Here is a 24,477-nt window from a genome sequence, read left to right as displayed (position 1 = left end):
AAAACGATATTTCTTGTGCATACTTTGATTCACCTATCATCTTTCTTTTAAAACTTTGAGTAGTGGTTCATTCAAGTAATAGTTTCTGTTGCCCACTTTTACTTTGGTAAGCAGCCCTGCATCAGCCAGCGTATTCAAATAACTACTTGCTGTATTTCGATGTATATTTAATTCCCGTTCCAAAAAGCTGTTCTTGGTATAAGGGTGTTTAAAAAGGATGTTGATTAAATCGTGGCTGTAAAAACTATAGTTGTCACGTATTTCCTTTTTATAGCCGTCCATCAGCACTTTTATCTTATTAACCACCACAATGGTTTCTTTGGCGGTAATTTCCACCCCTTTTAGCATCCATATAATCCATTCTTCCCAACTGCCTTTGGTTCGTACTTCCTGCAACAGGCGGTAATAATCGCTTTTGTTTTTTATGATGTAGCTACTCAGGTAGAGCACAGGAATATCCAATAAACCTTGCTGTACCAGATACAGGATATTCAGCAAGCGGCCAGTTCTTCCGTTACCATCTAAATAAGGGTGAATGCTCTCAAACTGAAAATGGATGATGGGCATTTTTATCAATGCATCGGTGTCGTGAAACTCTGGTACGTTGATATAACGTTCTAAATTATCGAGCAAACTCTTTATTTCATCGTAATGTTGTGGTGGCGTATAAACTACTTCTTGAGTTCTTGGATTTTTTAAAACCGTTCCTGGAATTTTCCGAATGGGGTGATTGGGCGAAATGATATGCTGAATTCGGGAAATGTCGTTAATGGTCAACAAACCTTTCTTACGAACAATATCCAATCCCAATTTTATCGCATTTGAGTAATTGAGAGCTTCTTTTGCCGTTACCGAAGCTACCGTTTCGTCAATACTGGCTTGGTACATTTCATCATCCGTTGTAACAATATTCTCAATCTCGTTACTGTCTTTTGCTTCCTGTAGAGTAAGTGTATCGAGCAATATTTGGGAGTTAGGTATTTTAGAAACCTCTCCTTTTAATTGGCCTAAAGCGCGTGAAGCTTTGTTAAGCTGTTTTAAAATAGCTACAGACTCACAATCAACACTTGGTGGCAGGTTTTGTATTTTTATTTCATCCATAGCTTAAAATCTTGTGATGTCTCTTGGAATCTTCTTGAAAATGATGTTGTGCTTTGCCATAAAATCTTTTGGCAACAAGCAATTGTCGGCATAAATGATGTATTGCTCGCCTTTGGTTTTTATGAGCTCCAATGCATCATAATCCAAGGTGGTTAATTGGTCTTTCTCGTAAATGAAATAGTACACAGAGTCTTCTTTTTTACCTAAAAAGTATTTCTCAGCATCGGGTTCTGTAAACGAGGTGCGTGTTTCTGAAAACCAAATGTATTCTCTAATTTTTGGCAAGCCCACTTCTTCATTTAAGTTTTGGTTTTCGTCAAAGAGCGGTAAACCGAGTTCGTAAAAGTCAAATGCCCCGCCAAGACCTTCTGTTTTACCCGTTACTTCTTTTTCTGTAATAATTGAAATGTTTCCGTTTTTGGATTCAATAGATACGTTTGAATATGAGTCATCTTTTTTTAGGTTTTCATATTCTTCAAGTATTTTATCAGATTTTTTCAAATTCGTAACATTAACAGAATAGCTTTTATAGATTTCCTTTTTCTTTCCTTGGAAGTCATAACCATTCATTACTCGTTTTACTCTTTGTGCGGTAATCTCTTCTGAATAATCTTCCATTTCTACCAAAATGAATTTGCGATTGCCACCGTCTTGCTTGTTTAAGTTTAGAACTGCGTGTGCTGTTGTGCCTGAACCTGCGAAAGAATCAAGAATAATAGAGTCAGGTGAAAAATGAGATATTAGTTCTTCAATTAATTTTGGTGGTTTAACTGTATCAAAACCAATTGCTCTACCCATAACTTCATTTAAAATATCTTTTCCAAGCAGAGCTGACCCAACATCGGCAGCACTGAAGTGTGACCAAAACGGATAAAATTTCTTTTTGTCTAATTCATCTTCTGGGTATACTGCTTTTTTAATCATACCATCTACGATTTCCAATCTATCTCGACTTACCAAGTCTTTAGCAGTATCTTCTCCAATTTGCCATCGTTTTCCTTCTCTTGGTAACTGACCTAAGATTGGAAATTTCATTGTGTCTCTTTGATAATCACCCGCATCAGACTTTTCGATTATTTCAAAACGGCATTTACCCAATTTACCCTGATGAGGGTACTTTAATCCTGATTCTATTTCTTCAAGGATAAATCCGTTTTGAAATTTTTTGTTTTTGCAATAGAATAAAATTGGTTCTGTCTTTTGTTGAAGATTGAACCTTGCTGAACCTGAATTAATTGGTTGTGTAGTCGATTCCCAAGTTAAGTCTCCTAAATAATTATTTTCACCAAAAATCTCGTTACAAATACATTTTAGATGATGATGCTCATCTGGAAAATTGATGGATATAAAAATCACCCCATCTTTAGAAAGCAGTCTATGTAATAATTGAAGTCTTGGATACATCATACACAACCATTTGTCGTGTCTTGTTAGGTCGTCAACTCCAATTGCAGCTACTCTATCTTGTTCTTTGGCTTTTAAAGTTTCATCTAACCATTTTTTTATCTTTGGGTGGTTTACATTGTCATTGTAAGTCCAACCTTCGTTCCCTGTATTGTAAGGTGGGTCTATGTAAATGCACTTTATTTTTCCTTCGTATTCGGGCAGCAGGCTTTTGAGGGCTTCCAGGTTGTCTCCGTGTATGATTTTGTTTCCGCTGTTGGTTGGTTCAGTTTGTTCGCCATTGTCGGCTGTAAATCCGTATTTGTGTTCCAATACTCGGTATGGCACATCTTGGTGGTGGCTCACCACTTTTTCTTTTCCTATCCAATGGAGTGTTGGCATATTATTTCTCTTTTACTTTCTTGGGTTCAACAATAATTTCCTTCTCATAGTTTTTGAGAATGGAGTTCGTTTTATACAATACTTTACCACAAGGAACTTTTGTTTTAGAATCGCTTAAATGGCTGTCTTGATCATCAAAGAAGATGTGTGTTCCGATAGCTTCTAAAACTGGTGCTTTAGGCCAACCACCCATAAAATAAGCTTCATCTACATATACATTCCATTTACGGAAGGTCTTTATCACTCTCATATGGCTGGGTGAGTTTCTTGCAGTAACTATTGCAATTCTTAAAGGGGACAGTTCTTTTTCAACTGGCAAAAAATCTTGGATATAAGATAATTTTCTCAATAATGCCGCAAACGGTCCATCATTCAAAGCAACATCCTCGTTTTCCTTTTCGTGCTTGTGAAATGCTTCTATGCCTTGTTCTTTGTAGATTTGTTCAGATTCTTCCGAGAACACAACCACATCTGCATCAAAAGCAAATTTTACGCGGTCTGTTTCAGGTTTAAAGTTTTCTGGGGGATCATAAATCAAAGCAGTTGCACAATCTGATGTGTCTATAATCTTTTGAACATCTTTTTCGTCTTTTGAAAGAAACAAATCAACGTTAAATGCTTTTATAAATGGAGCTAAAGGTTCACCTGCTGCGAACGCCCATCTTGTAATTGGAAGTTTGTAATGTTCAATAGCCTTTAAAACTCTTACGCCTGTTTCAGGACTATTTTTTGACATAATGACCACCTCTACAATTGGAGATTTCTTGTCAACGTGTGTATTCAGTTTTAATAATGCTTCAACCAAAGGGAATGCCGTTCCTTTTTCGAGTAGCTTGTCTTCATTAGCTAATTGGTACTCCCGAAATCCCCGAATATTTTTTTCTCTAAAAATTTGCTCTTCTTCTTCGAGATTAAAAAGTGCTCTCGAAGAAACACCTACCACTAATATTTTTGAAAAGTCTACTGGCATCTATTTTTCCTTGTTTGATATTATCAATTCCTTCACGTCCACATTTAAAATTTCCGCTATCTCCATTAAGGTCTCCAAACGCGGTTGTTGTCGGTTTTGAGCATAAGCGTTTACCATATTGTAGCTTTTTCCAAGCTTCTCAGCCAACCAAGTCTGCTTAATTCCTTTCTGTTCCAACACTTCTTTAATTCTGTTCATTTCATTCGGTCTTGTTTATTTTTTAATTGGCTCATTGAATACTCACGCACAATTAATTTTTATAGGTGTTCGTAAGTCTTTTTGATTTCGCTTCGCTTATTCCATTTTTAAGTATCTAAAATAGTATATATAGCTTAATTATCTCAGAAAACTGTGTGAAAAATGTAAATTAACTCATTTTTATTTTACAGCAAAATGGCTTATTGGGAAACCCTAAGTAGATTAAAATAAATTCCGAAGGATATTTTGAATAGCAATTTAAGATGTATTATTGCCTTTGTAAAAACATCTTACTTTGCTGTAGATAGTTGCAAAGGGGTTATTTCTTGTATAAAATTTTAAACCCATAAACAATTCGTCTTTAGGTGAAATCACTTATGGTTTTTAACACTTTAAATTCTCTATTAACAAAGAAAAATTATTTTTTATTTAATAGTTTCTCTAAATAAGCATTTTTTTCCTTCTCAGCTTTTAACAACTCTTGATAGAGTTTCTTATTTTCATCAACCAACTCCATAATTTTATCGATTGGATTAAATGTTGGGTTGTATAAAACCCCATTTAAAACTGAGTTGTCATGAAAAGAATTAGACATTATATTAAGAACGGATTCCTCTGAAAAATTTTCTATTGCTTCTTTAGTTACCCCTAAAGCTTTTGCTACTTCCTCCAGTTTATCATCTTCAATAGTTTCGCTTTGTTCTATTAAAGAAACACTCTGCTGGCTAATGCCAAGTTCCATAGCAAGAGCTTCTTGCTTCATTCCACGTAATTCCCTGATTCGACTAATCTTTCTGCCTATATGATTTGGTTTTGTTGCTGTACTCATAGTTCAAATATAATACAATTTACATTTATTCTGTAAGTAAAGTTAGTTGAATTTTCTTAAATATTATTGGTAAAATACAAGATTTAATTTGTAAAGTACAAGCTCCTTTGGTTCGGTACACCAAAATTCAATAGTTCCTTTATAAGAACCAAAAGCATAATAAAATGGATTCTAAACTTCTAAAAAAAATCATCAATAGCCAAGAGCCCATTGCTATCATAAAATATTTTGAATGGCCAATATTTTCAAATGATTATGCTAATACGAGGTATACGATACTTAGGATTGACAAGAAACATAATGACATCTGTGAAATTGAGATTCCTTTTAACCTAGTTCCATATGTAATCTCTAAAATAAACTGCTTTAAAGAAGTCTTAAGGTTAAACGAAGGTCTTGTTTGGGAACGCATGAGGTTTAAAGAACTAGTAAAAAGAAGCATACCCAAAGCTAAGATTCATCAACTAATAAATCAATGGTAACACTTAAAACTTATAATCATGAACAATTACGTTAACATCCCAGAGCATTTTGATCAGGAAGAAAAACTATCAGCCTTACTAGATAGCATACTCAATATGCTAACTCTTGATACTATATTTTTATCAGAACTTCAAAACGAAGGAGGAAATCCCTATTATTTTATCACGGCATTTGTTGATGCTAATATAGACCCTATCCCCAATGAAGTGATAAATATTATTGCTAAAATAGAAAAGGAATACCCTTATTTTAAAATACGGATATATACAGAAGCTACCTCGGAAACAGCTTTGGAGCGAGGCAGTCTTTATTTTGTTGAGCATTGCTGTTTAGGCTTTATCGTATACGCAAATTCAGAAGGGGAGACCACTCTAGATTACCAAAGCTTACCTGTAAATAAACTACTTAAAAGAACAGTTAGGTACTTTAGTCTAGAAATGCGTAAAATAGCTGCCTTTAATAAAACTGCTGACCGACTTATAACCGAAAAACAATTAGGCATTGCCGCTTTCAATTTACATCAGGCCTTTGAACTCAGCTTTCGGTTTATAGAGCAGATGTGCATAGGTAAAAGTAAAATCACCCATAGTATCATCAGTCATATAAAATATTGTGAGCCCTACTTTCCCAAACTTAAACCCTTTTTAAAAGATTCAAAACAAGACAATAATGAATTGCTACTTCTTTTAGAACATGCCTATAGTGTGGCACGGTATGGTGATGAATATCAAATAAGTGAAGCACAGATTCACAGTATACGTTCTGAATTTAATGGTTTTATCAATGAGGTAGAAGCATTGTACAGAAAACATCTTAACCAATGCAGACAACGAATTGCAGTCACAGGCAATAATGGGATGAAACTTTAAAAACAAAAAAAATTAACAGATGAAAAAGAAGAAAAAAAGAGCACTCAAAAACATTCAGAAACTTCACAAAAATTTAGAAGGCTTGCTATGCCCTGAAAAAATAAGAGATATGGAAACCTACAAGGTATGTTTTAACGTAAGCGATAATAATGGTCTGATACTTAATATCGCCAGTTTATTAGAGGTTTGTGTTTTTGCACTAGATGGCAATGGCATGTTACTATCCCCTAGCAATAAACACATAACCAAAGAGGATAGTATTTGTCGCGTACTGGAAATGGTTTTAGACATATTGCCTGATAGCCAAATGTGTTTTTTAGATAAAGTAACAGAACAACTCTCAGAACTTAAAAAGACTTCATGAGGTACTATTTTGATATAAACAAAAGTTCTACATCGACTTAACAATACCAATCCAATCAATTATTTTTTAGGCTTAATAATGAATTTCCTTTCAATGCACTTCTCACCTAAACGACGGGAGTGCATTGAAAGGAAATTTAAGTTACAAATTATAATTTTGAACTAAAAAATAATCTTGTATTTAACTAGACATCCATACATAAAATGTATCTATTGATAGGTTAAGAACGTTTTTCTGTGGTTCTTTGCTGCAAAAAAGAACCTTTTAATAGGGCTTTCCACAATATTTGCTGCAAATTCTTCATTGAAAACAAAACTAAAAAGCGGACAACCTTTTAAACTGCCTTATTTCACTGGTGTTCCGGAGGAACATGAAAATGTAACATCGCGCAGCGTGTTACCCTCTTGCTCTTCCCTTAGATTAGCAAATATACTTTGTATAGAGAACTTTTTATAATAGTCAGTGCTTGTAATGAGTAACTTTCTATAGGGGAAAAACGCTCAATAATTATTAGCTGTGACCAAACGGATAGGGGTGAATTATACGCTAACAAAGATTCAAGGACAAGTGTTTTGTGCTTATAAGCTCTATTGTTGTAAGTATCACCTTATAGGACTTGTTTTTAATTGTAATTGTTACAGGTTATAAATACAATAGAATCGTTAAAGTGCTGGTGGCGTAATTAAAAAGCTAGGTCACAACAAAAACACATACAGTTACAACAAAAACAAGCATAGTTATTACAGTAGACTAACAACTATAGAAACAATTGCCCTAATTTCCCGGATGGATATATGTTCTTAATTAACAAAAGGTATCCATAAAACAGTATTTAATAAACTTTATTTATTATGAAAAAAATTACGTTTTTTTTAATTTTGGCAGCATCTACTACAGTTTTATTTGGGCAAACCCAAATAGGTAATGCTATTGATGGGGAGATCCCAAAAGACCAATCAGCAGGCTCGGTAAGTTTGTCTGTAGATGTTACCATCCTTTGCATAGGAGCTCTTATATGGATTAAAGCAAACCATCATAAACACTGAATTAGCACAAAAAAATAGCACACTAAGAACACATTTCAGCATAGATTTTAGAAAATCAACCGAAGTTCATTTAACAATACAAAAAAAAAAAAAAAAACGAAAAAAATCACCATTTAAGTACAATATATCCACTTAGAAACTTTTTAACTAATTTTAAACAATGAAACACATGAAAAAGCAAAAACTGAAAAATTATCTTAAACTTGGAATCTTAATCTTTGAGATTTCTTTTTTGCTGACAAGCTGTGAAAAAAATAACGTTCTACTAGAAACTAATAACAACCTTCAAGAACTAAAAAACTACATAGAAATAACTGGAAATTCTGATTTGACAAATTTTATCGAATGGGAAAATGCTACTGTATATGACTATGAAGACGAATCTATTGTTTATGTTCCTTTGGAACTTGGAAGCAAATATTCCAAAGTTAAATTGAAAGCCACAATAAAAGGTAATTCATTTCGTGCTTTTTATTCTTTTTACGATAAAAAACAAAGTAATAATACTACTATAACAACAACAGTTAATTATACTATAAAAGGAAATTTAGTAAGCTCATTTAAATCCAAAGAATCCAAAAGCTATATTTACACTAAAGTGTTTCGTCCCAAAGGCACTGATACAATTAAGAAGCAAACTAAGTTTGCACTAATAAACAAGGAAAACGAGCAAAAAAAGTACCTCAAGAACAACAATTTTTATGCAAAATATGAAACTATAGTTTTCTTTGAAGAACTAGATAGTGATGGGGATGGTTTTATAAGTTATGAGGAATCTGAGAGTTATGAAGGTTTAAAATGCCATTTTTTTGAATATGATACTAATAGTGATGGTACTTTAGACGAGTTGGAATACTATTTTTATAGCATAGAACCACTAGGATGTAACGAGGAATTGGACGAAGTGATAATTAACGTTCCTAATGGTTGTCAAGACGATAACTACAATGGAATTTGTGACGAAGATGAAGAGGTCGGTTGTGCTGACTATAATTGGAATGGAATTTGCGATGAGGATGAAACAATTGATTGTATTGATGAAAACTGGAACGGAATTTGCGATGATGAGGAATACGGAGGCGGTGGGAGTACTGAAGAGGACGACCAAGTCATAAATGAGCTAACAGGAAAAGCTAAATGCGTCTATGATAATCTAAAAGAAACAAATAATAATTTATTCAAAAAAACAATTGGTGAATTCATTGATGACCCTAAGTATAACTTAATTTTGCAAAATGGAAATTGTACTACAACTAATGATGCCTGCACAGATGCTAGCGACGTTAATAATATTGTTATTACTATAGAAGATGTTAATCAAAGTGCTTTAAGTATTGCCGCATTAATCTTACATGAATCAATACATGCTGAAATCCATAGATTTGTTAGCAGGTATGAATCTGGTGTTGACCCAAATAATCGACCCCGATTATTCCAACTATATGCATATTATAAAGAATGGGCTGAAAACAGCCAAGATGCAGATTATAATTGGAAAAATGATGCACACCATGCCTATATGGTTGAAAATTATGTAAAACCAATAGCGAGTGCTATACAGAAATTAGACAGTAATAGATATACTCTGGATTATTATATGGCTTATGGTTGGGAGGGTTTAAGAGATGCTGGATATACTGCTAAAAGACTTACAGAAGCAGAAGACACCCAATATTATAACTTACGTAGTATTGTAGAAACTAATATTCAAATTTGTAATTAATCATGAAAAACTTAATTATACTGTTCTTTGTTTTATTAATCACAAGTTGTAATCACAAAACAGATTGTTCAGACATTAATGAGGTTATATCATTTATGATTGATAAAAAAGCGTTTCCATTGCCTCCTCCTCCGCCTATAAACGATTCAACAATAATTATTAGCAAAAAAATAGCAGACTCTTTACTAAAAATAAAACTTAAAGTAGCCTTATATCCAACAACCGATTTTTTTTCAGAAAAAGAATTAATAAAGATTCCTGAAGAATATCTTGATAAATTCAAAATTCTGGATAATTCCCCAAAAAAAATTACGTTAAATGGTATATCAAGCAAAAAAGGTCATAAAATTGTGATTGCTGACACAATTGAATTGAAAAAATTTAAGGATTTTAAAGACTTTGATTTGTTATTTTGGTTTTCTAACTTCCATTTCTCTAAAAACAATAAAAAAGTACTTTTTAATCTTGGAGTTAGTAGAAGTAGACTAGCAGGGAGTAGCACCCTCTATATATTAAAAAAAGAAAACAATGAATGGTCAATTGAATATTCTAAACCTATTTCTGAATGGTAAAACCCTATATCCGTTTATAATTAAAGGCTAGTTCTCGCCTACTTAAGAAAATCATTGAGGATTTTAGCCGCAGCTAATCTTAAACACGTTACCTGCAAAGAATATACTTATGAGCAAAACTTTAACTTTTGGAATTGGAATTTTAATCTTGTAACTTCTTGTAAATCCGAACCTATAAAATTCTCTTAAATAGAAAACCCAACTAAACTTGAAAAGTATGAATGGATTAATCATAAAAATTCTTTAACTGGGAGTTAGTTTTCTTTGAGAATATGAAAGATATTAGATACAGTATTATTTATGATTTTAAAAGAAGGAGATTAAGTGTATACGGAAATCAAAAAGAAAAATCGAAACTTACATATAGAAAATGAATTTATGGAACACTTTTTATATGGAAATACCTTAATTTACTGACTCAACTCTGACTTCGAAAATAAATAACGAAGCTGAAACTTGTAAACTGAAATAAAAACATGTGGTAACCGCTGCACAATGTTTTCGCTTTTTAAACTATTCTGCTTTTTTTGTTCATAAATCAACATTTGGTAACAGGAGCTATAATTCATTACTTCGGATTTTTTATGTGGAAAATTCCTGCAAATTTACTATCTTTGGTTTACAGCGATAAGAATCCTACAGATTTTTCCGCAAAGAAATCATAGTCAAACCGTTGCCCCGCCTATGCCCCGTCCTGAATAAAGGCTACATAATTTTAAACATTATGTACAAAAATGACAAAGTAATTAGACAAACGAAACAAAAAACATAAAATAAAAAATATGGAATTACATAGCCAACTTAAAGGACTTGCAGAGAAAGTCGACCAACTGAAAGACAAGATCGATACTGAAGAATCGACTAAACATGCTTTCACACTTCCTTTTATCAATATTTTAGGATACGACACTTTTAATCCGACAGAAGTTGTGCCTGAATTTACAGCCGATTTAGGTCTAAAAAAGGGAGAAAAAGTTGATTATGCTATATTTCAAAACGGAATTCCGATTTTAATTGTTGAGTGCAAACATTGGAAACAAAATTTAGATGTTCATAACTCTCAACTTTTTAGATATTTTCACGTCACAAAAACACGTTTCGCTCTTTTAACAAACGGAATACAATACAGGTTTTACACGGATTTGGAGGAAACCAACAAAATGGACGAAAAACCATTCTTGGAATTTGACATTACAAAACTCAAAGAAAGTACAGTTAAGGAAATTGAAAAATTCCATAAGTCAAAATTTGACATTTCTTCAATCGTTGATAATGCAAGTAACTTAAAATACACTCGTGAAATAAAATCTCTGATTGACCAAGAAATTGCAGAACCTTCACAAGATTTTGTAAAACTATTTGCAAACAGAGCTTATGGTGGACGGCTGACTTCAAAAGTAATGGAGGAATTTACAGAAATTGTAAATAAAGCGTTTAACCAAATAATCAGCGAAAGAGTAAACGACAGACTGAATTCTGCATTAAACAAAGAACAGGAAAAACAACAAGCGGAAGAGCAAGTTGTAGAACAACCGAAAAGTAAGGTTGAAACCACCGAAGAAGAAATGGAAGGCTATCAAATTGTTGTTGCTATTCTGCGAAGAAAAATCGGAAAAGAGAGAATTGTCCATAGAGATACTCAATCTTATTTCGGAATTTTATTAGACGACAACAATAGAAAACCGATTTGTCGACTTCATTTAAATGGAGGAGTCAAATACATAAGCCTGTTTGACCAAGACAAAAATGAAACACGAGAGAAAATCGAATCTGTAGATGACATTTATCGCTTCGAAAAACAACTCTTGAATACAATAGAATTTTACGATAACGAATAAAAAAACTGTTTACAACAATGGTAATCGTTGCACAAGCCAATATATAATTTGTAAAAGTTTCTCTCTAACTTACGGTTTTTCATTGAAAAGGGAGCTTTATTTTCACTCCCTTTTTCTTCAATTTTTACTTAAACTTTTTTTGGTCTCTTTTTCCTTGAACCGCTCCAACAGGTTCCGAATGTCCTCTCCTATCTTAGTCTCGACAACCCTTGCATATAGCTGCGTAGTAGTAAGCTTGGAATGCCCCAATAATTTAGATACAGTTTCGATAGGCACGCCATTGGAAAGCATCACCGTAGTAGCGAAGGTGTGTCGTGCCACATGGAATGTAATATTCTTATGGATGTTACATAATCCTGCTATCTCTTTTAAGTATTTATTGGTTTTTTGGTTAGAACTGATGGGCAATAGACCATCTGTAAAATCTACTTTTTGAAAAACTCTATACTTTTCAATAATCTCCAATGCTTTTGGCAGTAATGGTACTTTAACACGTTCGTCTGTCTTTTCTCTATTGGTAAATATCCAATAGTTCCCATCTATACCCTTTATTATATTGTTTTCGGTAAGTTCCTTTACATCCACATAAGACAGTCCCGTATAACAAGAAAACACAAAACAATCTTTTACCCGCTGTAATCTTTCATTTGTAAATTCTGTTCCTTCTAAAAGCTGTAATTCTCGTTCAGTCAAGTAAGCTCTATCATATTTATGATACTTCATTTGGAATTGGTTGAAGGGGTTTTTGTGCATCCATTCCAATTTAACAGCCAGATTTACCATTTTTTTGAAGCGTTCCAAATGTTTCATAACCCCATTGTTACTTAACATGAGCTGTTTCTTTGAATTCCTGTAATTTCGAAGGAAATGTTCAAAATCGGTTACAAATTCGTAGTTCAATTGTTTCACATAGATATCCTTTAACCTACTTTTCTTTAGTAGGAATTTGAACAGGTATTTTTCGGTGGTATAATAATTTTTCATTGTCCCACTTTTTAGGACAAATGCCATATTCTCGTGATGGTACGCAATGAGTTCTCGTAATGTCTTACTGTTATCGTCTTCTCCCAAATACCGAGCTTTGATAGCTTCCGAAGATATAAACTCACCTTCTGCCAAAAGTTCTTTATGGCATTCCAAAAGTCTGCTATATACTTCGTCCAAATAAGCGTTTAGGATTCTTATTTTTTGCGAACAGCCTCTGCCTCGGCTTTTGTTACTGTCCCATTCTTTGACTAGAACAACTCGCTTTAAACTTATTTCTGAGCGTTTTCCGTTAATCGTAATACGTACATAAATACAAAGTTGTTTAGGATTACTCCTTGATTTTCTGGTAAAGAAGATTACCGAAAAAGTTTGTTTTGTCTTCATTTTCAATGACTTTGAGTTAAACAATATTTGTTAAATCAAAAGTCAAATCATACCCGAAAGCCCTATAAAGGTAGTACAATTTTGATGAAACATTGCACACCGAATTGCACACCTTTATTATGGTTTTAAATGAAATCTAAGAAGTGTGTAAAAAACAAAAAACACTGATAATCATACAATTAACAGTGTTTTAATGTTTCCTATTACTAGGTTCGTCGGGGTGGCAGGATTCGAACCTGCGACCTCCGCGTCCCAAACGCGGCGCGATAACCGGGCTACGCTACACCCCGAATAAATATAAAAAATGCGGAGAGACCGGGATTCGAACCCGGGCAACACTTACGCGTTGACAGATTAGCAATCTGCTCCATTACCACTCTGGCACCTCTCCTATTATTTTTTTAAGAACCTTTGCAATTAAAAATTGCGGTTGCAAATGTAATTCATCCTTTCAAAGAACGCAACTATTTTATTTATTTTTTTATAAATTTTATTCTGGGTACTCTATACGTAAATGATAAATGTTTGCTAGCTTGTGTTTTAGCACTTTTTTTATAGATTGAATTTCCTTAAAAGTAATATTTGCATTTAAAAACTGTCCTTCTTCTACTTGTTTATTAATAATATTTTCAACAAAAGCCTCTATTTTGGTTGATGTTGGCTCTTTTAAACTTTTTGAAGCTGCTTCTATACTATCGCACATCATTAAAATAGCTGTTTCTTTACTAAACGGTTTAGGACCAGGGTAACTAAAATCTTGTTTATCTACATCTTCAAAATCTTCTTTTTCTTTCATATAGAAATAATACACCACACTAGTTCCATGATGTGTTCTTATAAAATCTATTACTCTATCTGGTAAATTATTTTTTCTTGCTATTTCAATTCCGTCTATTACATGATTAACAATTATTCTAGCGCTTTCCTTTGCAGATAATACATCATGCGGATTAATTCCTGTAGATTGATTTTCTGTAAAATAAGTAGGGTTCTTCATTTTACCTATATCATGATATAATGCACCTACCCTAACTAACATAGCATTGGCTCCTATTTCATTTGCAGATGACTCTGCTAAATTTGCTACATTTAAAGAATGATGAAAAGTACCTGGAGCTTTATCTGATAATTCCTTTAGTAATTTTGAATTGGTGTCTGATAATTCTAAAAGAGAAACATCAGAAACTAAACCAAATAGTTTTTCATAGGCGTAAATTAATGGTTGTACAAAAAGAGTTGCTAAACCACATAAAATAAACCAAATGAAAGTTTCCCATTCTAAAGTTGTTACACTTCCTTCATGAATTACAAAAAATGCAAAATAAGCAACAATATAAATAAGTGTTATTTGCCCTACAGATATAAATAAATTAGCACGTTTATACAACTCAGATACAGTTAATATAGTAACAATACCTGCTATTATTTGTAAAAACATGTACTCATAACTATTAGGAACTACAAAACCTAAAAGTAAAACGGTTAAAACATGCGTAAACAAACCTAAACGCGCATCAAAAAAAGCTTTTAAAACCAATGGTAAAATACAAATAGGTACAATATAGATATATTTTGAATTGTAGTTTACAACCATAGTAGTAATAAAAACCATTAATGATATATTGAAGAAAATAAAGGTTACCTTGGTGTTATTTTCATAAACTTCATTTCTATATTTTCTTAAAAATAACAGTAACATTAACATGGCTAAAGCCACTAATAGTGCGTATGCAATTAAAACCCATGTGTAGTTAGATTTACTCCAAACTTGAGATTCATATTCTGATTGTAGTGATTTTAAAATTTGATATTTATTTCCTTCAACCACTTCTCCTTTAGAAACTATTAAGGTACCCTTAGCTACGCTACCTCTTGTATATGAAATCTTATCGAGTTCTTCCTGAATGACCTTTTCTGTGAATGATTTATCAAAAGTTAAATTCGGCTCTACCAAATCAAAAAAAAGTGATGTAAACTCGCCTTTATACCTAAATAAACCTTCTTTATTTAATACCCTTTCTATAACTGAAGAGACTTGATTTTGTTCTACTAAATTTGAAAAGAAAGCATCTTGTTTTTTTGTTCTATTTTCTAGAATAGCAACTTTTGTGTTTTCTGAAAAATCATACTCTTCATTTAAAATACCGTAAGCATATAATTCCTCTAAAACAGTTCTACCCGTAGTTTTTAACTTTCTAAGTAGTTTATTTTGTAGAGAATCTGAAAATGTATTTTTAAACTGCTGTTCATAATTTGATTTAACTTTTGGATAAACCGTATTATCAAGATTAAAATAAAGAACCGCATTATCATGTATTTCTTGTTTTGAAATATTAATCTCCTCTTCCGTTTTTTTTATTGCAAAATCAAAAGGTGCCAATAAATTTTCAGATTGCCATGGTTTCCCTTTTTCAAAATTATATTTAAACTTACCACTTTTAGGAAAAAGATATACTATTAAAAACGTGGTAGTTATAAATAATAGGGCTTTATAAATTAGGGAATGGTTTCTGTATAATTTATTTATAAAGTCTTTCATCTAATAAGTTAATGTTTCCAAATGTAGTAAATTCTTAGGTTTTTACTTTTTTATAATAACAGAAATCGTTCTAAAATGTATTAAAAATTGATTATTTTCGTTGCAAGTATTTCAAAGATTTAAAAAATGAGTAAAGAAGTGGTAATTGTTTCTGCTGTAAGAACTCCTATTGGTAGTTTTTTAGGCAATCTATCTACTATTCCTGCTCCTAAATTAGGCGCTACAGCCATTAAAGCGGCATTAAGTAGAATTAACTTAAAACCAGAACTGATTGAAGAAGTTTTAATGGGTAATGTAGTACAAGCAGGAACAGGTCAAGCACCTGCAAGACAAGCTGCTATATATGCTGGAATACCAAATACCGTTCCTTGTACAACCATTAATAAAGTTTGTGCTTCTGGTATGAAAACTGTTATGCAAGCAACTCAAGCTATTACGTGTGGAGATGCTAATATAATAGTTGCCGGAGGAATGGAAAACATGAGTTTAATACCACACTACTTATATTCTAGAACAGCTACCAAATTTGGGCCAACCACTTTAATAGACGGTATGCAAAAAGATGGTTTGGTAGATGCTTATGACCAAAATGCTATGGGGGTTTGTGCCGATGCTTGTGCCCTTAAATATGGTTTCACTAGAGAAGACCAAGATGCATTTGCAATTCAATCATACAAACGATCTGCTGAAGCTTGGAAAGCTGGTAAATTTGATAACGAAGTTATTCCTGTTGAAGTTCCTCAAAGAAGAGGAGAACCCATTATAGTGAATCAGGACGAAGAGTTTAAAAATGTAAAAATGGATAAACTCCCTCATCTACGTCCTGCTTTTACAAAAGACGGTACTGTTACAGCAGCTAATGCTTCAACCATAAACGATGGTGCCGCAGCAATGGTGTTAATGAGTAAAGAAAAAGCCAATGAGTTAGGTTTAAAACCTTTAGCCACTATTAAAAGTTATGCAGATGCTGCTCATGAACCAGAGTGGTTTACAACTGCTCCAGCAAAAGCACTTCCGAAAGCTTTAAATAAAGCTGGTATTGATATTAAAGATGTAGATTTCTTTGAATTTAACGAAGCTTTCTCTGTAGTTGGTTTAGCTAATATGAAAATTTTAGGGTTAAATGATTCTAAAGTAAACGTTCATGGTGGCGCTGTTTCATTAGGACATCCTTTGGGTTGTTCTGGGGCTAGAATTATAGTTACACTTTTAAATATTTTAGAGCAAAACAATGGGAAAATTGGTGCTGCAGCTATTTGTAATGGAGGTGGTGGCGCATCAGCAATTGTTTTAGAACGAAATTAAATCTATTTAATGCAGTACGGAATTTGTAGTTTAAGTGTAGTGCCTTTAAGAAATGAACCTACCGATGTTAGTGAACTTGTTACACAGGTTCTATATGGTGAGTTTTTTAAAGTACTAGAACAACGCAAAAATTGGAGTAGAATTCGTTTAGCTTTTGATGGCTATGAAGGATGGATAGACAGTAAGCAGTATATAGAAATTCCTGAAGAAAACTACCAATTACTAAATAATGAACCCCCTAAGCTTGCCGTAGATATGGTAGAATTTATTCAAGATTCTGCTAGTCAATTACACCCAATTTTAATTGGTTCTACTTTAAATGGTTTAAATCTTTTAAACCATTCACATGACGGTAACTCCATTCAAGAAAAAACAGATAAAAAGAATATAATACAAACGGCTTTTCTTTATTTAGGAGCCCCCTATTTATGGGGAGGCAAAACGCCTTTTGGTATTGATTGCTCTGGGTTTACACAAATGGTTTATAAACTTAATGGTTATAAACTTTTAAGAGATGCATCTCAACAAGCAACCCAAGGAGAAGCCTTAAGTTTTATTGAAGAAAGTGAACCTGGTGATTTAGCTTTTTTTGATAACACCGAAGGCATCATTACGCATGTAGGTATTATAATGAAAGATAACTACATTATTCACGCACACGGAAAAGTTAGAATTGACAGATTAGACCATTCTGGTATTTATAATGTTGATAAAAAAATGCATACTCATAAACTAAGAGTTATTAAAAAGATTATATAAAAAAAAGTCGCTATTAATAGCGACTTTTTTTTTACTAAAGTATTTTATTTTAATTACCTGCCTCTAAAGCTTCAACTATTTCTTTAGTTTCCTTATACTTATCAGTTTCCCCTAAAACACTATAAATATTCATTAATGTTTTTGCGGCGCTTAGACTTTCAGGATTAATTTCAAGTGCTTTTGTTAAAAATGGTACAGCTTCTTTATAAAGTTCTTGTCTCTGCACTCTTAACTCTTCATAACGTCTGTCATCAGCTGCTGAAGCTCCTAACCCATTCATTTCATCTATTATAGCTTCCTCTTTACTTAAAATTAATGCAGATAAGTTTATATAGGCATTAACGTAATCAGGGTTTAATTCAATAGCTTTTTCATAATGAGCTTTAGCTTCTTCAGGATGATCAGATTCTGCAGCTATTACCCCTAAATTATACTGTAATTCTGGGTTTTTTGGATCCATCTCTGTTGCTTGTTCTAAAAGCTTTTTAAACTCTTCAGTATTACCCATTTTATAATGCAAATTAGCTTCTGTTAAAACTAAATTAACATCATCTGGACTTTCTGCTCTTGCTTCTTTCATTGCTGCAATAGCTTTTTCGCTATCATCATTACTTACATAAATAAGCGCAATGTTTTTAACAATTTCTGGTTTTTTAGATTCTGTCTTTTTTTCAGTTGGTTTAATATGCGTACCTGCTTTTACATTAATATCACGCATTTCTTTACTTTGAAAAGACTCCTCCTTTTGAGTTTCTTTGTTAATAGCGTAATACTGTGTAGTGATACCTGTATATCCTAAATCTTTTAATTTTTCATATAATGATAAAGCTCTATCATACTCTTGTACATTTACTGCTGTTGCTGCTGCATAATAAAGAAAAACTGTGTCTTGCTTTTTTAAATTATATACTTTTTCAAAATATTTTGATGCAGATGAGTAATCTTTTCCTTCGTATGAAGTATTACCTTTCTTTATTAAACTATTAGCAATATCTTGTTTTAGATTACCAATTTCACCCGCATAAGCAGATTTTACTTTGTCAAAATTTTCTATAGCCTTATCATAATCTGCCATAGAACCCGCTCCATTTGCATATAAAGCTTTTCCTTTTAGAAAATAAAACTTGTCTTTTAATTTATCATCCATTGCAGATAATAAAGATTCTGCTTGAGTAATTGCTGCTTTAGCCTCGGCATAATTACCACTTTTAATAGCCTTTTCAACAGCTTTTAGTTCTTTTTTCTGAGCAAATGAAAAGCTAGATATCGCTAATGATAAAGCTATAATAATTTGTTTCTTCATTTTTTAATACTATTAAATTAATTATCTGTGTTGTGTATTTATTTGTTATCAAGAGTTGTGCCATCATCTGAATTGCTAGTGTTTTCAGTACTTTCAGCTTCGTTAGTTTCTTCAACATCATCTTCATCTTTCATAACTTTTGCTACCGCTGCTATAGAATCTGAATTTTTAAGATTGATTAATTTTACACCTTGAGTTGCTCTACCCATGGTTCTTAAATTCTCAATACTTAACCTAATGGCAATTCCTGATTTATTAATAATCATTAAATCGTCATTATCTGTAACACTTTTAATTGCAACAAGACTTCCTGTTTTTTCTGTAATAGAGATAGTTTTAACACCTTTACCACCTCTATTAGTTATTCTATATACTGGTTCTCCATCTTCTGGATCATCAATATAGGTACGTTTACCATAACCATTTTCTGAAACCACCAATACAGTTTCTTCTTGTGGTTTGTTAATGGTTACCATACCTATTACTTCATCATCTGGTCCTGCTAATGTAATACCACGCACACCAGAAGCGCCACGACCCATTGGTCTTGTTTTGGCTTCTTCAAAACGAATGGCTTTACCAGATTTAAGCGCTAACATTACTTGGCTATCTCCTGTAGTTAACTTAGCTTCTAATAGTTCATCGCCTTCTTTAATGGTTATAGCATTAATGCCGTTAGTTCTTGGGCGAGAATACTGTTCTAAAGCGGTTTTCTTAACTTGACCATTTTTAGTTGCCATAATTACATAATGGCTGTTGATATAGTCTGAATCTTTTAAATCTTGTGTGCAAATGAATGCTTTCACTTTGTCATCTTGCTCAATATTTATAAGATTTTGGATAGCTCTTCCTTTAGATGTTTTGCTTCCTTCTGGAATTTCATAAACACGCATCCAGAAACATTTTCCTTTTTGAGTGAAAAACAACATATATTGGTGATTAGTGCCCACAAATAAATGTTCTAAGAAATCTTCGTTTCTGGTAGTTGATGCTTTTTGACCAACGCCTCCTCTGTTTTGTGTTTTGTATTCTGTTAAAGAAGTACGTTTAATATAACCCGCATGAGAAATGGTAATAACCACTTTTTCATTAGGAATCATATCTTCTATACTTAAATCTCCACCAGCATATTCTATAGTAGAACGACGCTCATCACCATATTTATCTTTTACTGTAGCTAGTTCTTCTTTAATGATATCCATTCTACGTTCTTTTTTATCTAGGATATCTTTTAAATCTTCTATAGTTTTTAACAAATCTTCATATTCTGCACGCAACTTATCTTGTTCTAAACCAGTTAATTGACGCAACCTCATTTCAACTATTGCTTTAGCTTGAATTTCGGTTAATTTAAAGCGCTCCATTAACTTTTCTCTAGCTTCATCTGCATTAGATGATGCTCTAATTAAAGCTATTACTTCGTCAATATTATCTGAAGCAATTATTAATCCTTCTAAAATATGTGCTCGCTCTTCTGCTTTTCTTAGTTCGTATTTTGTTCTTCTAACAACAACTTCGTGTCTGTGTTCTACAAAATGATGAATTAAATCTTTTAGGTTTAACAGTTGAGGACGACCATCTACCAATGCAATATTGTTAACACTAAAAGATGACTGTAATGCGGTATATTTATATAATTTATTTAGTACAATATTTGGAATGGCATCACGCTTTAAAACGTACACTATGCGCATCCCATTTCTATCAGACTCATCTCTAATAGTAGAAATACCATCTAATTTTTTTTCGTTAATCAAGTCTGCTGTCTTTTTAATCATATCAGCTTTATTAACTTGATAAGGAATTTCTGTCACAACAATACTCTCTCTTCCTTGTACTTCTTCAACATTGGCTTTTCCTCTAATAACTATTCTACCTCGCCCCGTTTGAAACGCTTCTTTTACACCATCATACCCATAAATAGTACCTCCCGTTGGAAAATCTGGAGCTTTTACATATTTAATTAACTCATCAACTTCAATATCATTATTTTCAATGTAAGCTATGGTTCCATCTACAACTTCACTTAGATTATGAGGTGGCATATTGGTTGCCATACCTACGGCAATACCTGATGCTCCATTAACTAAAAGATTTGGAATTCTAGTTGGTAATACGGTTGGTTCTTGTAGTGTATCATCAAAATTTAATTTATGATCTACAGTTTCTTTATCAATATCTGCCAACATGTCTTCAGATATTTTTTGCATACGCGCCTCTGTATAACGCATTGCTGCAGGACTATCTCCATCTATAGAACCAAAGTTTCCTTGTCCATCAACTAATAAATAACGAAGGCTCCATTCTTGAGCCATACGCACCATAGTATCATAAACTGATGTATCTCCATGAGGGTGATATTTACCTAAAACTTCACCTACTATTCTAGCAGATTTTTTATGTGCCGAATTTGCTCTAACTCCAAGCTCATGCATTCCGTATAAAACACGTCTATGCACTGGTTTTAAACCATCTCTTACATCTGGTAACGCACGTGACACAATGACCGACATTGAATAATCAATGTAGGCTGATTTCATTTCATCTTCAATGTTAATAGGTATCAATTTTTCTCCTTCTGCCATAAATTATCTATTAAATTTTTAAGAATTTTTCAAAACATGCTAATATACGCATTTCGTTAGTGACAATAACTGATTTGAGTTAGTTTTTTAACGTATTTTATTAACAATTTTAACGTGTTTTTTAGTTAATAAGTATGTACCCAAATATTTTGATTTTATAAAGTTTTTTTCGTCAATTAGCATTTCTCAGTTAATTTAAGGTATAGTTTTTGCCTTTAGTTAAATGTTTTATTACTTTTAATGCAGAAAGGAACTTAATTATGGATGATAATTTTTCACCAAGAGTAAAAGATGTTATTGCTTACAGCAAAGAAGAAGCATTGCGTTTAGGTCATGATTTTATTGGTACTGAACACTTAATGCTTGGGCTTTTACGTGATGGTAATGGTAAAGCCATTAATATATTAAACGCTTTAGATATTGACTTAAATCATTTAAGGCGAAAAGTAGAAATATTAAGTCCTGCAAACCCCAATATATCTGTAGCTTCAAACCAAAAAAAGAACCTACACTTAACAAGGCAAGCAGAACGCGCTTTAAAAACCACGTTTTTAGAAGCTAAATTATTTCAAAGCTCATCAATTAACACAGCACATTTGCTATTGTGTATTCTTAGAAACGAAAACGACCCCACTACCAAGCTTTTAAATAAGCTAAAAGTAGACTACGATAATGTTAAAGAACAATTTAAATTTATGATTACAAACGACAACGATTATATAGAACCAAAATCAGAATCTTTTCAAGATGACAATCCAAATCCCGAAGATTCATCTTCAAAAGATATTTTTAACCCCACAACTGGTAAGTCTAACAAAAAGTCTAAAACACCTGTTTTAGATAATTTTGGTCGTGATTTAACAGCTCTTGCCGAAGAAGGTAAGCTAGACCCAGTTGTTGGTAGAGAAAAGGAAATACAACGTGTCTCACAGATTTTAAGTAGAAGAAAGAAAAACAATCCGCTTTTAATTGGAGAACCTGGAGTTGGTAAGTCAGCCATTGCTGAAGGATTAGCGCTTAGAATTGTAAAACGAAAAGTGTCTAGAATACTTTTCAACAAACGTGTAGTTACTTTAGATCTAGCAAGTTTAGTTGCAGGAACTAAATACCGTGGACAGTTTGAAGAACGTATGAAAGCAGTTATGAATGAACTTGAAAAGAATGATGACGTTATTCTTTTTATTGATGAAATTCATACTATTGTTGGTGCGGGTGGCGCTACAGGAAGTTTAGACGCCTCTAACATGTTTAAGCCCGCTTTAGCAAGAGGTGAAATTCAATGTATTGGAGCTACTACACTTGATGAATACAGACAATACATAGAAAAAGACGGAGCTTTAGAACGTCGTTTTCAAAAAGTGATTGTAGAACCTACCAGTGTGGAAGAAACCATTGAAATTTTAAATAATATTAAAGGTAAATACGAAGAACACCATAATGTAGATTACACACCAGAAGCTATTGAGGCTTGTGTGAAATTAACCAATAGATATATGACAGAACGTTTTCTTCCAGACAAAGCCATTGATGCTTTAGATGAAGCAGGCTCTCGTGTTCATATAACAAATATTGATGTTCCTAAACAAATCATTGAACTAGAAAAACAGCTTGAAGACATCAAGGAAACTAAAAATGCTGTAGTACGCAAACAAAAATACGAGGAAGCTGCTAAGTTAAGAGATGACGAAAAGCGTCTTGAAAAAGAATTAGCCATAGCTCAAGAAAAATGGGAAGAGGACACTAAACAACATCGTGAAATTGTAACAGAAGACAATGTTGCCGATGTTATTTCTATGATGACTGGAGTTCCTGTAAACCGTATTGCACAAACCGAAATAAATAAATTAGCAGAATTACCTAACTTAATTAAAGGTAAAGTAATTGGTCAAGACGAAGCTGTTAGTAAGGTAGTTAAAGCTATTCAGCGTAATCGTGCTGGATTAAAAGACCCAAACAAACCCATTGGTTCATTTATATTTTTAGGTCAAACAGGAGTTGGTAAAACACAGTTAGCTAAAGTTTTATCAAGAGAATTATTTGATAGCGAAGATGCTCTTGTTAGAATTGATATGAGTGAATACATGGAGAAATTCGCAATTTCAAGATTAATTGGTGCGCCTCCAGGATATGTTGGTTATGAAGAAGGTGGACAGTTAACCGAAAAAGTTAGACGCAAGCCTTATGCTGTTATATTATTAGATGAAATTGAAAAAGCACATCCTGATGTATTCAATATGCTACTTCAAGTACTAGATGATGGATATTTAACAGATAGCTTAGGAAGAAAAATAGATTTTAGAAACACTATTATTATCATGACATCTAATATTGGTGCTAGAAGACTTAAAGATTTTGGTACAGGTGTTGGTTTTGGTACAGCAGCACAAAAAGCGCAAGAAGACGCCAATGCTAGAAGCGTTATTGAAAATGCTTTGAAGAAATCTTTTGCTCCTGAGTTTTTAAATAGAATTGATGATGTTATTGTTTTCAATCCGTTAGAAAAAGAAGACATCAATAAAATTATTGATATTGAATTAGAAAAACTATTAGCTCGTATTAAAGGCTTAGGTTATGTTTTAAAATTAACTAATAGTGCTAAAGATTATATTGCCGAAAAAGGTTTTGACAAACAATACGGAGCTAGACCTTTAAAAAGAGCTATTCAAAAATACATTGAAGATGCTTTAGCTGAAGAAATTGTTGCTTCTAACATTCAAGAAGGTGATAAAATTAAAATAGATTTAGATAAAAAGATTGATGAACTTAAAATATCAATTGAAAAAGCTGAAAAGCCTACTGAATCTTAAAATAATTTAATTTGTATTGAAAAAGTCGCT

19 protein-coding genes and 2 tRNA genes are annotated in these 24,477 nt (G+C 32.7%); 10 read left to right on the top strand and 11 right to left on the bottom strand.

All coding sequences use genetic code 11. The features are described 5' to 3' along the window. Positions 1-36: 36 nt before the first annotated feature. The 5 genes from J1D01_RS16370 to J1D01_RS16350 all read right to left on the bottom strand — a co-directional run bounded on the left by J1D01_RS16370 (position 37) and on the right by J1D01_RS16350 (position 4,883). A complete protein-coding gene (locus J1D01_RS16370; RefSeq protein ID WP_421151602.1) occupies positions 37-1,101 on the bottom strand; it encodes a Fic family protein in 1,065 nt (354 codons plus the stop codon). Positions 1,102-1,104: 3 nt separating this feature from the next. Continuing rightward, positions 1,105-2,886, bottom strand: coding sequence for a site-specific DNA-methyltransferase (locus J1D01_RS16365; protein WP_421151601.1), 1,782 nt, complete (start codon positions 2,884-2,886; stop codon positions 1,105-1,107). A 1-nt stretch (position 2,887) separates the two neighbouring features. Continuing rightward, the gene (locus J1D01_RS16360; RefSeq protein WP_421151600.1) at positions 2,888-3,856 is read right to left on the bottom strand and encodes a 5'-nucleotidase; all 969 of its coding nucleotides are present in this window, start codon (positions 3,854-3,856) and stop codon (positions 2,888-2,890) included. Beyond that, positions 3,857-4,054 carry a helix-turn-helix domain-containing protein gene (locus J1D01_RS16355; protein ID WP_421151599.1) on the bottom strand — a complete coding sequence of 66 codons (198 nt, stop codon included), beginning with the start codon at positions 4,052-4,054 and terminating at the stop codon, positions 3,857-3,859. A gap of 418 nt (positions 4,055-4,472) precedes the next feature. Then, positions 4,473-4,883: a helix-turn-helix domain-containing protein gene (locus tag J1D01_RS16350; RefSeq protein WP_421151598.1), complete on the bottom strand. Its 411-nt coding sequence runs from the start codon at positions 4,881-4,883 to the stop codon at positions 4,473-4,475. A 164-nt stretch (positions 4,884-5,047) separates the two neighbouring features. Between J1D01_RS16350 and J1D01_RS16345 the strand changes: the two genes are divergently transcribed. The 7 genes from J1D01_RS16345 (at position 5,048) to J1D01_RS16315 (ending at position 11,778) form a co-directional block, all read left to right on the top strand. Continuing rightward, positions 5,048-5,365 (top strand): hypothetical protein, encoded by a 318-nt coding sequence (locus J1D01_RS16345; RefSeq protein WP_421151597.1) that lies wholly within the window; start codon positions 5,048-5,050, stop codon positions 5,363-5,365. An 18-nt stretch (positions 5,366-5,383) separates the two neighbouring features. Next, positions 5,384-6,235, top strand: a complete 852-nt coding sequence (locus J1D01_RS16340; protein ID WP_421151596.1) for a HEPN domain-containing protein — start codon at positions 5,384-5,386, stop codon at positions 6,233-6,235. Positions 6,236-6,254: 19 nt separating this feature from the next. Continuing rightward, positions 6,255-6,599 carry a hypothetical protein gene (locus tag J1D01_RS16335; protein WP_421151595.1) on the top strand — a complete coding sequence of 115 codons (345 nt, stop codon included), beginning with the start codon at positions 6,255-6,257 and terminating at the stop codon, positions 6,597-6,599. Positions 6,600-7,450: 851 nt separating this feature from the next. Beyond that, the gene (locus tag J1D01_RS16330; protein ID WP_421151594.1) at positions 7,451-7,645 is read left to right on the top strand and encodes a hypothetical protein; all 195 of its coding nucleotides are present in this window, start codon (positions 7,451-7,453) and stop codon (positions 7,643-7,645) included. Between the two features lie 328 nt (positions 7,646-7,973). Next, entirely contained in the window at positions 7,974-9,368 is a 1,395-nt protein-coding gene (locus tag J1D01_RS16325) for a hypothetical protein (protein WP_421151593.1), read from the top strand. 2 nt (positions 9,369-9,370) lie between these two features. Continuing rightward, the gene (locus J1D01_RS16320; protein WP_421151592.1) at positions 9,371-9,940 is read left to right on the top strand and encodes a hypothetical protein; all 570 of its coding nucleotides are present in this window, start codon (positions 9,371-9,373) and stop codon (positions 9,938-9,940) included. 782 nt (positions 9,941-10,722) lie between these two features. Next, entirely contained in the window at positions 10,723-11,778 is a 1,056-nt protein-coding gene (locus J1D01_RS16315) for a type I restriction endonuclease (RefSeq protein WP_421151591.1), read from the top strand. A gap of 117 nt (positions 11,779-11,895) precedes the next feature. Here the strand turns inward: J1D01_RS16315 and J1D01_RS16310 are convergent, their stop codons facing one another. The 4 genes from J1D01_RS16310 to J1D01_RS16295 form a co-directional block, all read right to left on the bottom strand. Next, entirely contained in the window at positions 11,896-13,149 is a 1,254-nt protein-coding gene (locus J1D01_RS16310) for a site-specific integrase (protein ID WP_421151590.1), read from the bottom strand. Between the two features lie 215 nt (positions 13,150-13,364). Then, positions 13,365-13,439 (bottom strand) — tRNA-Pro (locus tag J1D01_RS16305). Between the two features lie 17 nt (positions 13,440-13,456). After that, positions 13,457-13,540: transfer RNA gene (locus tag J1D01_RS16300), tRNA-Ser, on the bottom strand. Positions 13,541-13,639: 99 nt separating this feature from the next. Beyond that, complete coding sequence (locus J1D01_RS16295; RefSeq protein WP_421151589.1) at positions 13,640-15,688, bottom strand: HD family phosphohydrolase; 2,049 nt, start codon at positions 15,686-15,688, stop codon at positions 13,640-13,642. Between the two features lie 126 nt (positions 15,689-15,814). Here J1D01_RS16295 and J1D01_RS16290 point away from each other — a divergent pair, with 126 nt between their 5' ends. Then, positions 15,815-16,993, top strand: a complete 1,179-nt coding sequence (locus J1D01_RS16290; RefSeq protein WP_421151588.1) for an acetyl-CoA C-acyltransferase — start codon at positions 15,815-15,817, stop codon at positions 16,991-16,993. Positions 16,994-17,002: 9 nt separating this feature from the next. Further along, positions 17,003-17,752, top strand: coding sequence for an NlpC/P60 family protein (locus J1D01_RS16285; RefSeq protein ID WP_421151587.1), 750 nt, complete (start codon positions 17,003-17,005; stop codon positions 17,750-17,752). A gap of 49 nt (positions 17,753-17,801) precedes the next feature. Here J1D01_RS16285 and J1D01_RS16280 read toward each other — a convergent pair whose 3' ends face one another. Next, complete coding sequence (locus tag J1D01_RS16280; RefSeq protein WP_372938041.1) at positions 17,802-19,055, bottom strand: tetratricopeptide repeat protein; 1,254 nt, start codon at positions 19,053-19,055, stop codon at positions 17,802-17,804. A gap of 38 nt (positions 19,056-19,093) precedes the next feature. Further along, positions 19,094-21,640, bottom strand: a complete 2,547-nt coding sequence (gyrA, locus tag J1D01_RS16275) for a DNA gyrase subunit A (protein ID WP_421151586.1) — start codon at positions 21,638-21,640, stop codon at positions 19,094-19,096. Between the two features lie 260 nt (positions 21,641-21,900). On the opposite strand from gyrA, the gene J1D01_RS16270 reads away from it, so the two are divergent. Then, a complete protein-coding gene (locus J1D01_RS16270) occupies positions 21,901-24,447 on the top strand; it encodes an ATP-dependent Clp protease ATP-binding subunit (RefSeq protein ID WP_421151585.1) in 2,547 nt (848 codons plus the stop codon). The last annotated feature ends 30 nt before the right edge of the window (positions 24,448-24,477 follow it).

Origin of the sequence: Seonamhaeicola sp. NFXS20, from assembly GCF_049132085.1 — a bacterium.
Classification (GTDB): Bacteria; Bacteroidota; Bacteroidia; order Flavobacteriales; family Flavobacteriaceae; genus Seonamhaeicola.
This window is presented reverse-complemented; position numbering and strand designations above follow the sequence as displayed.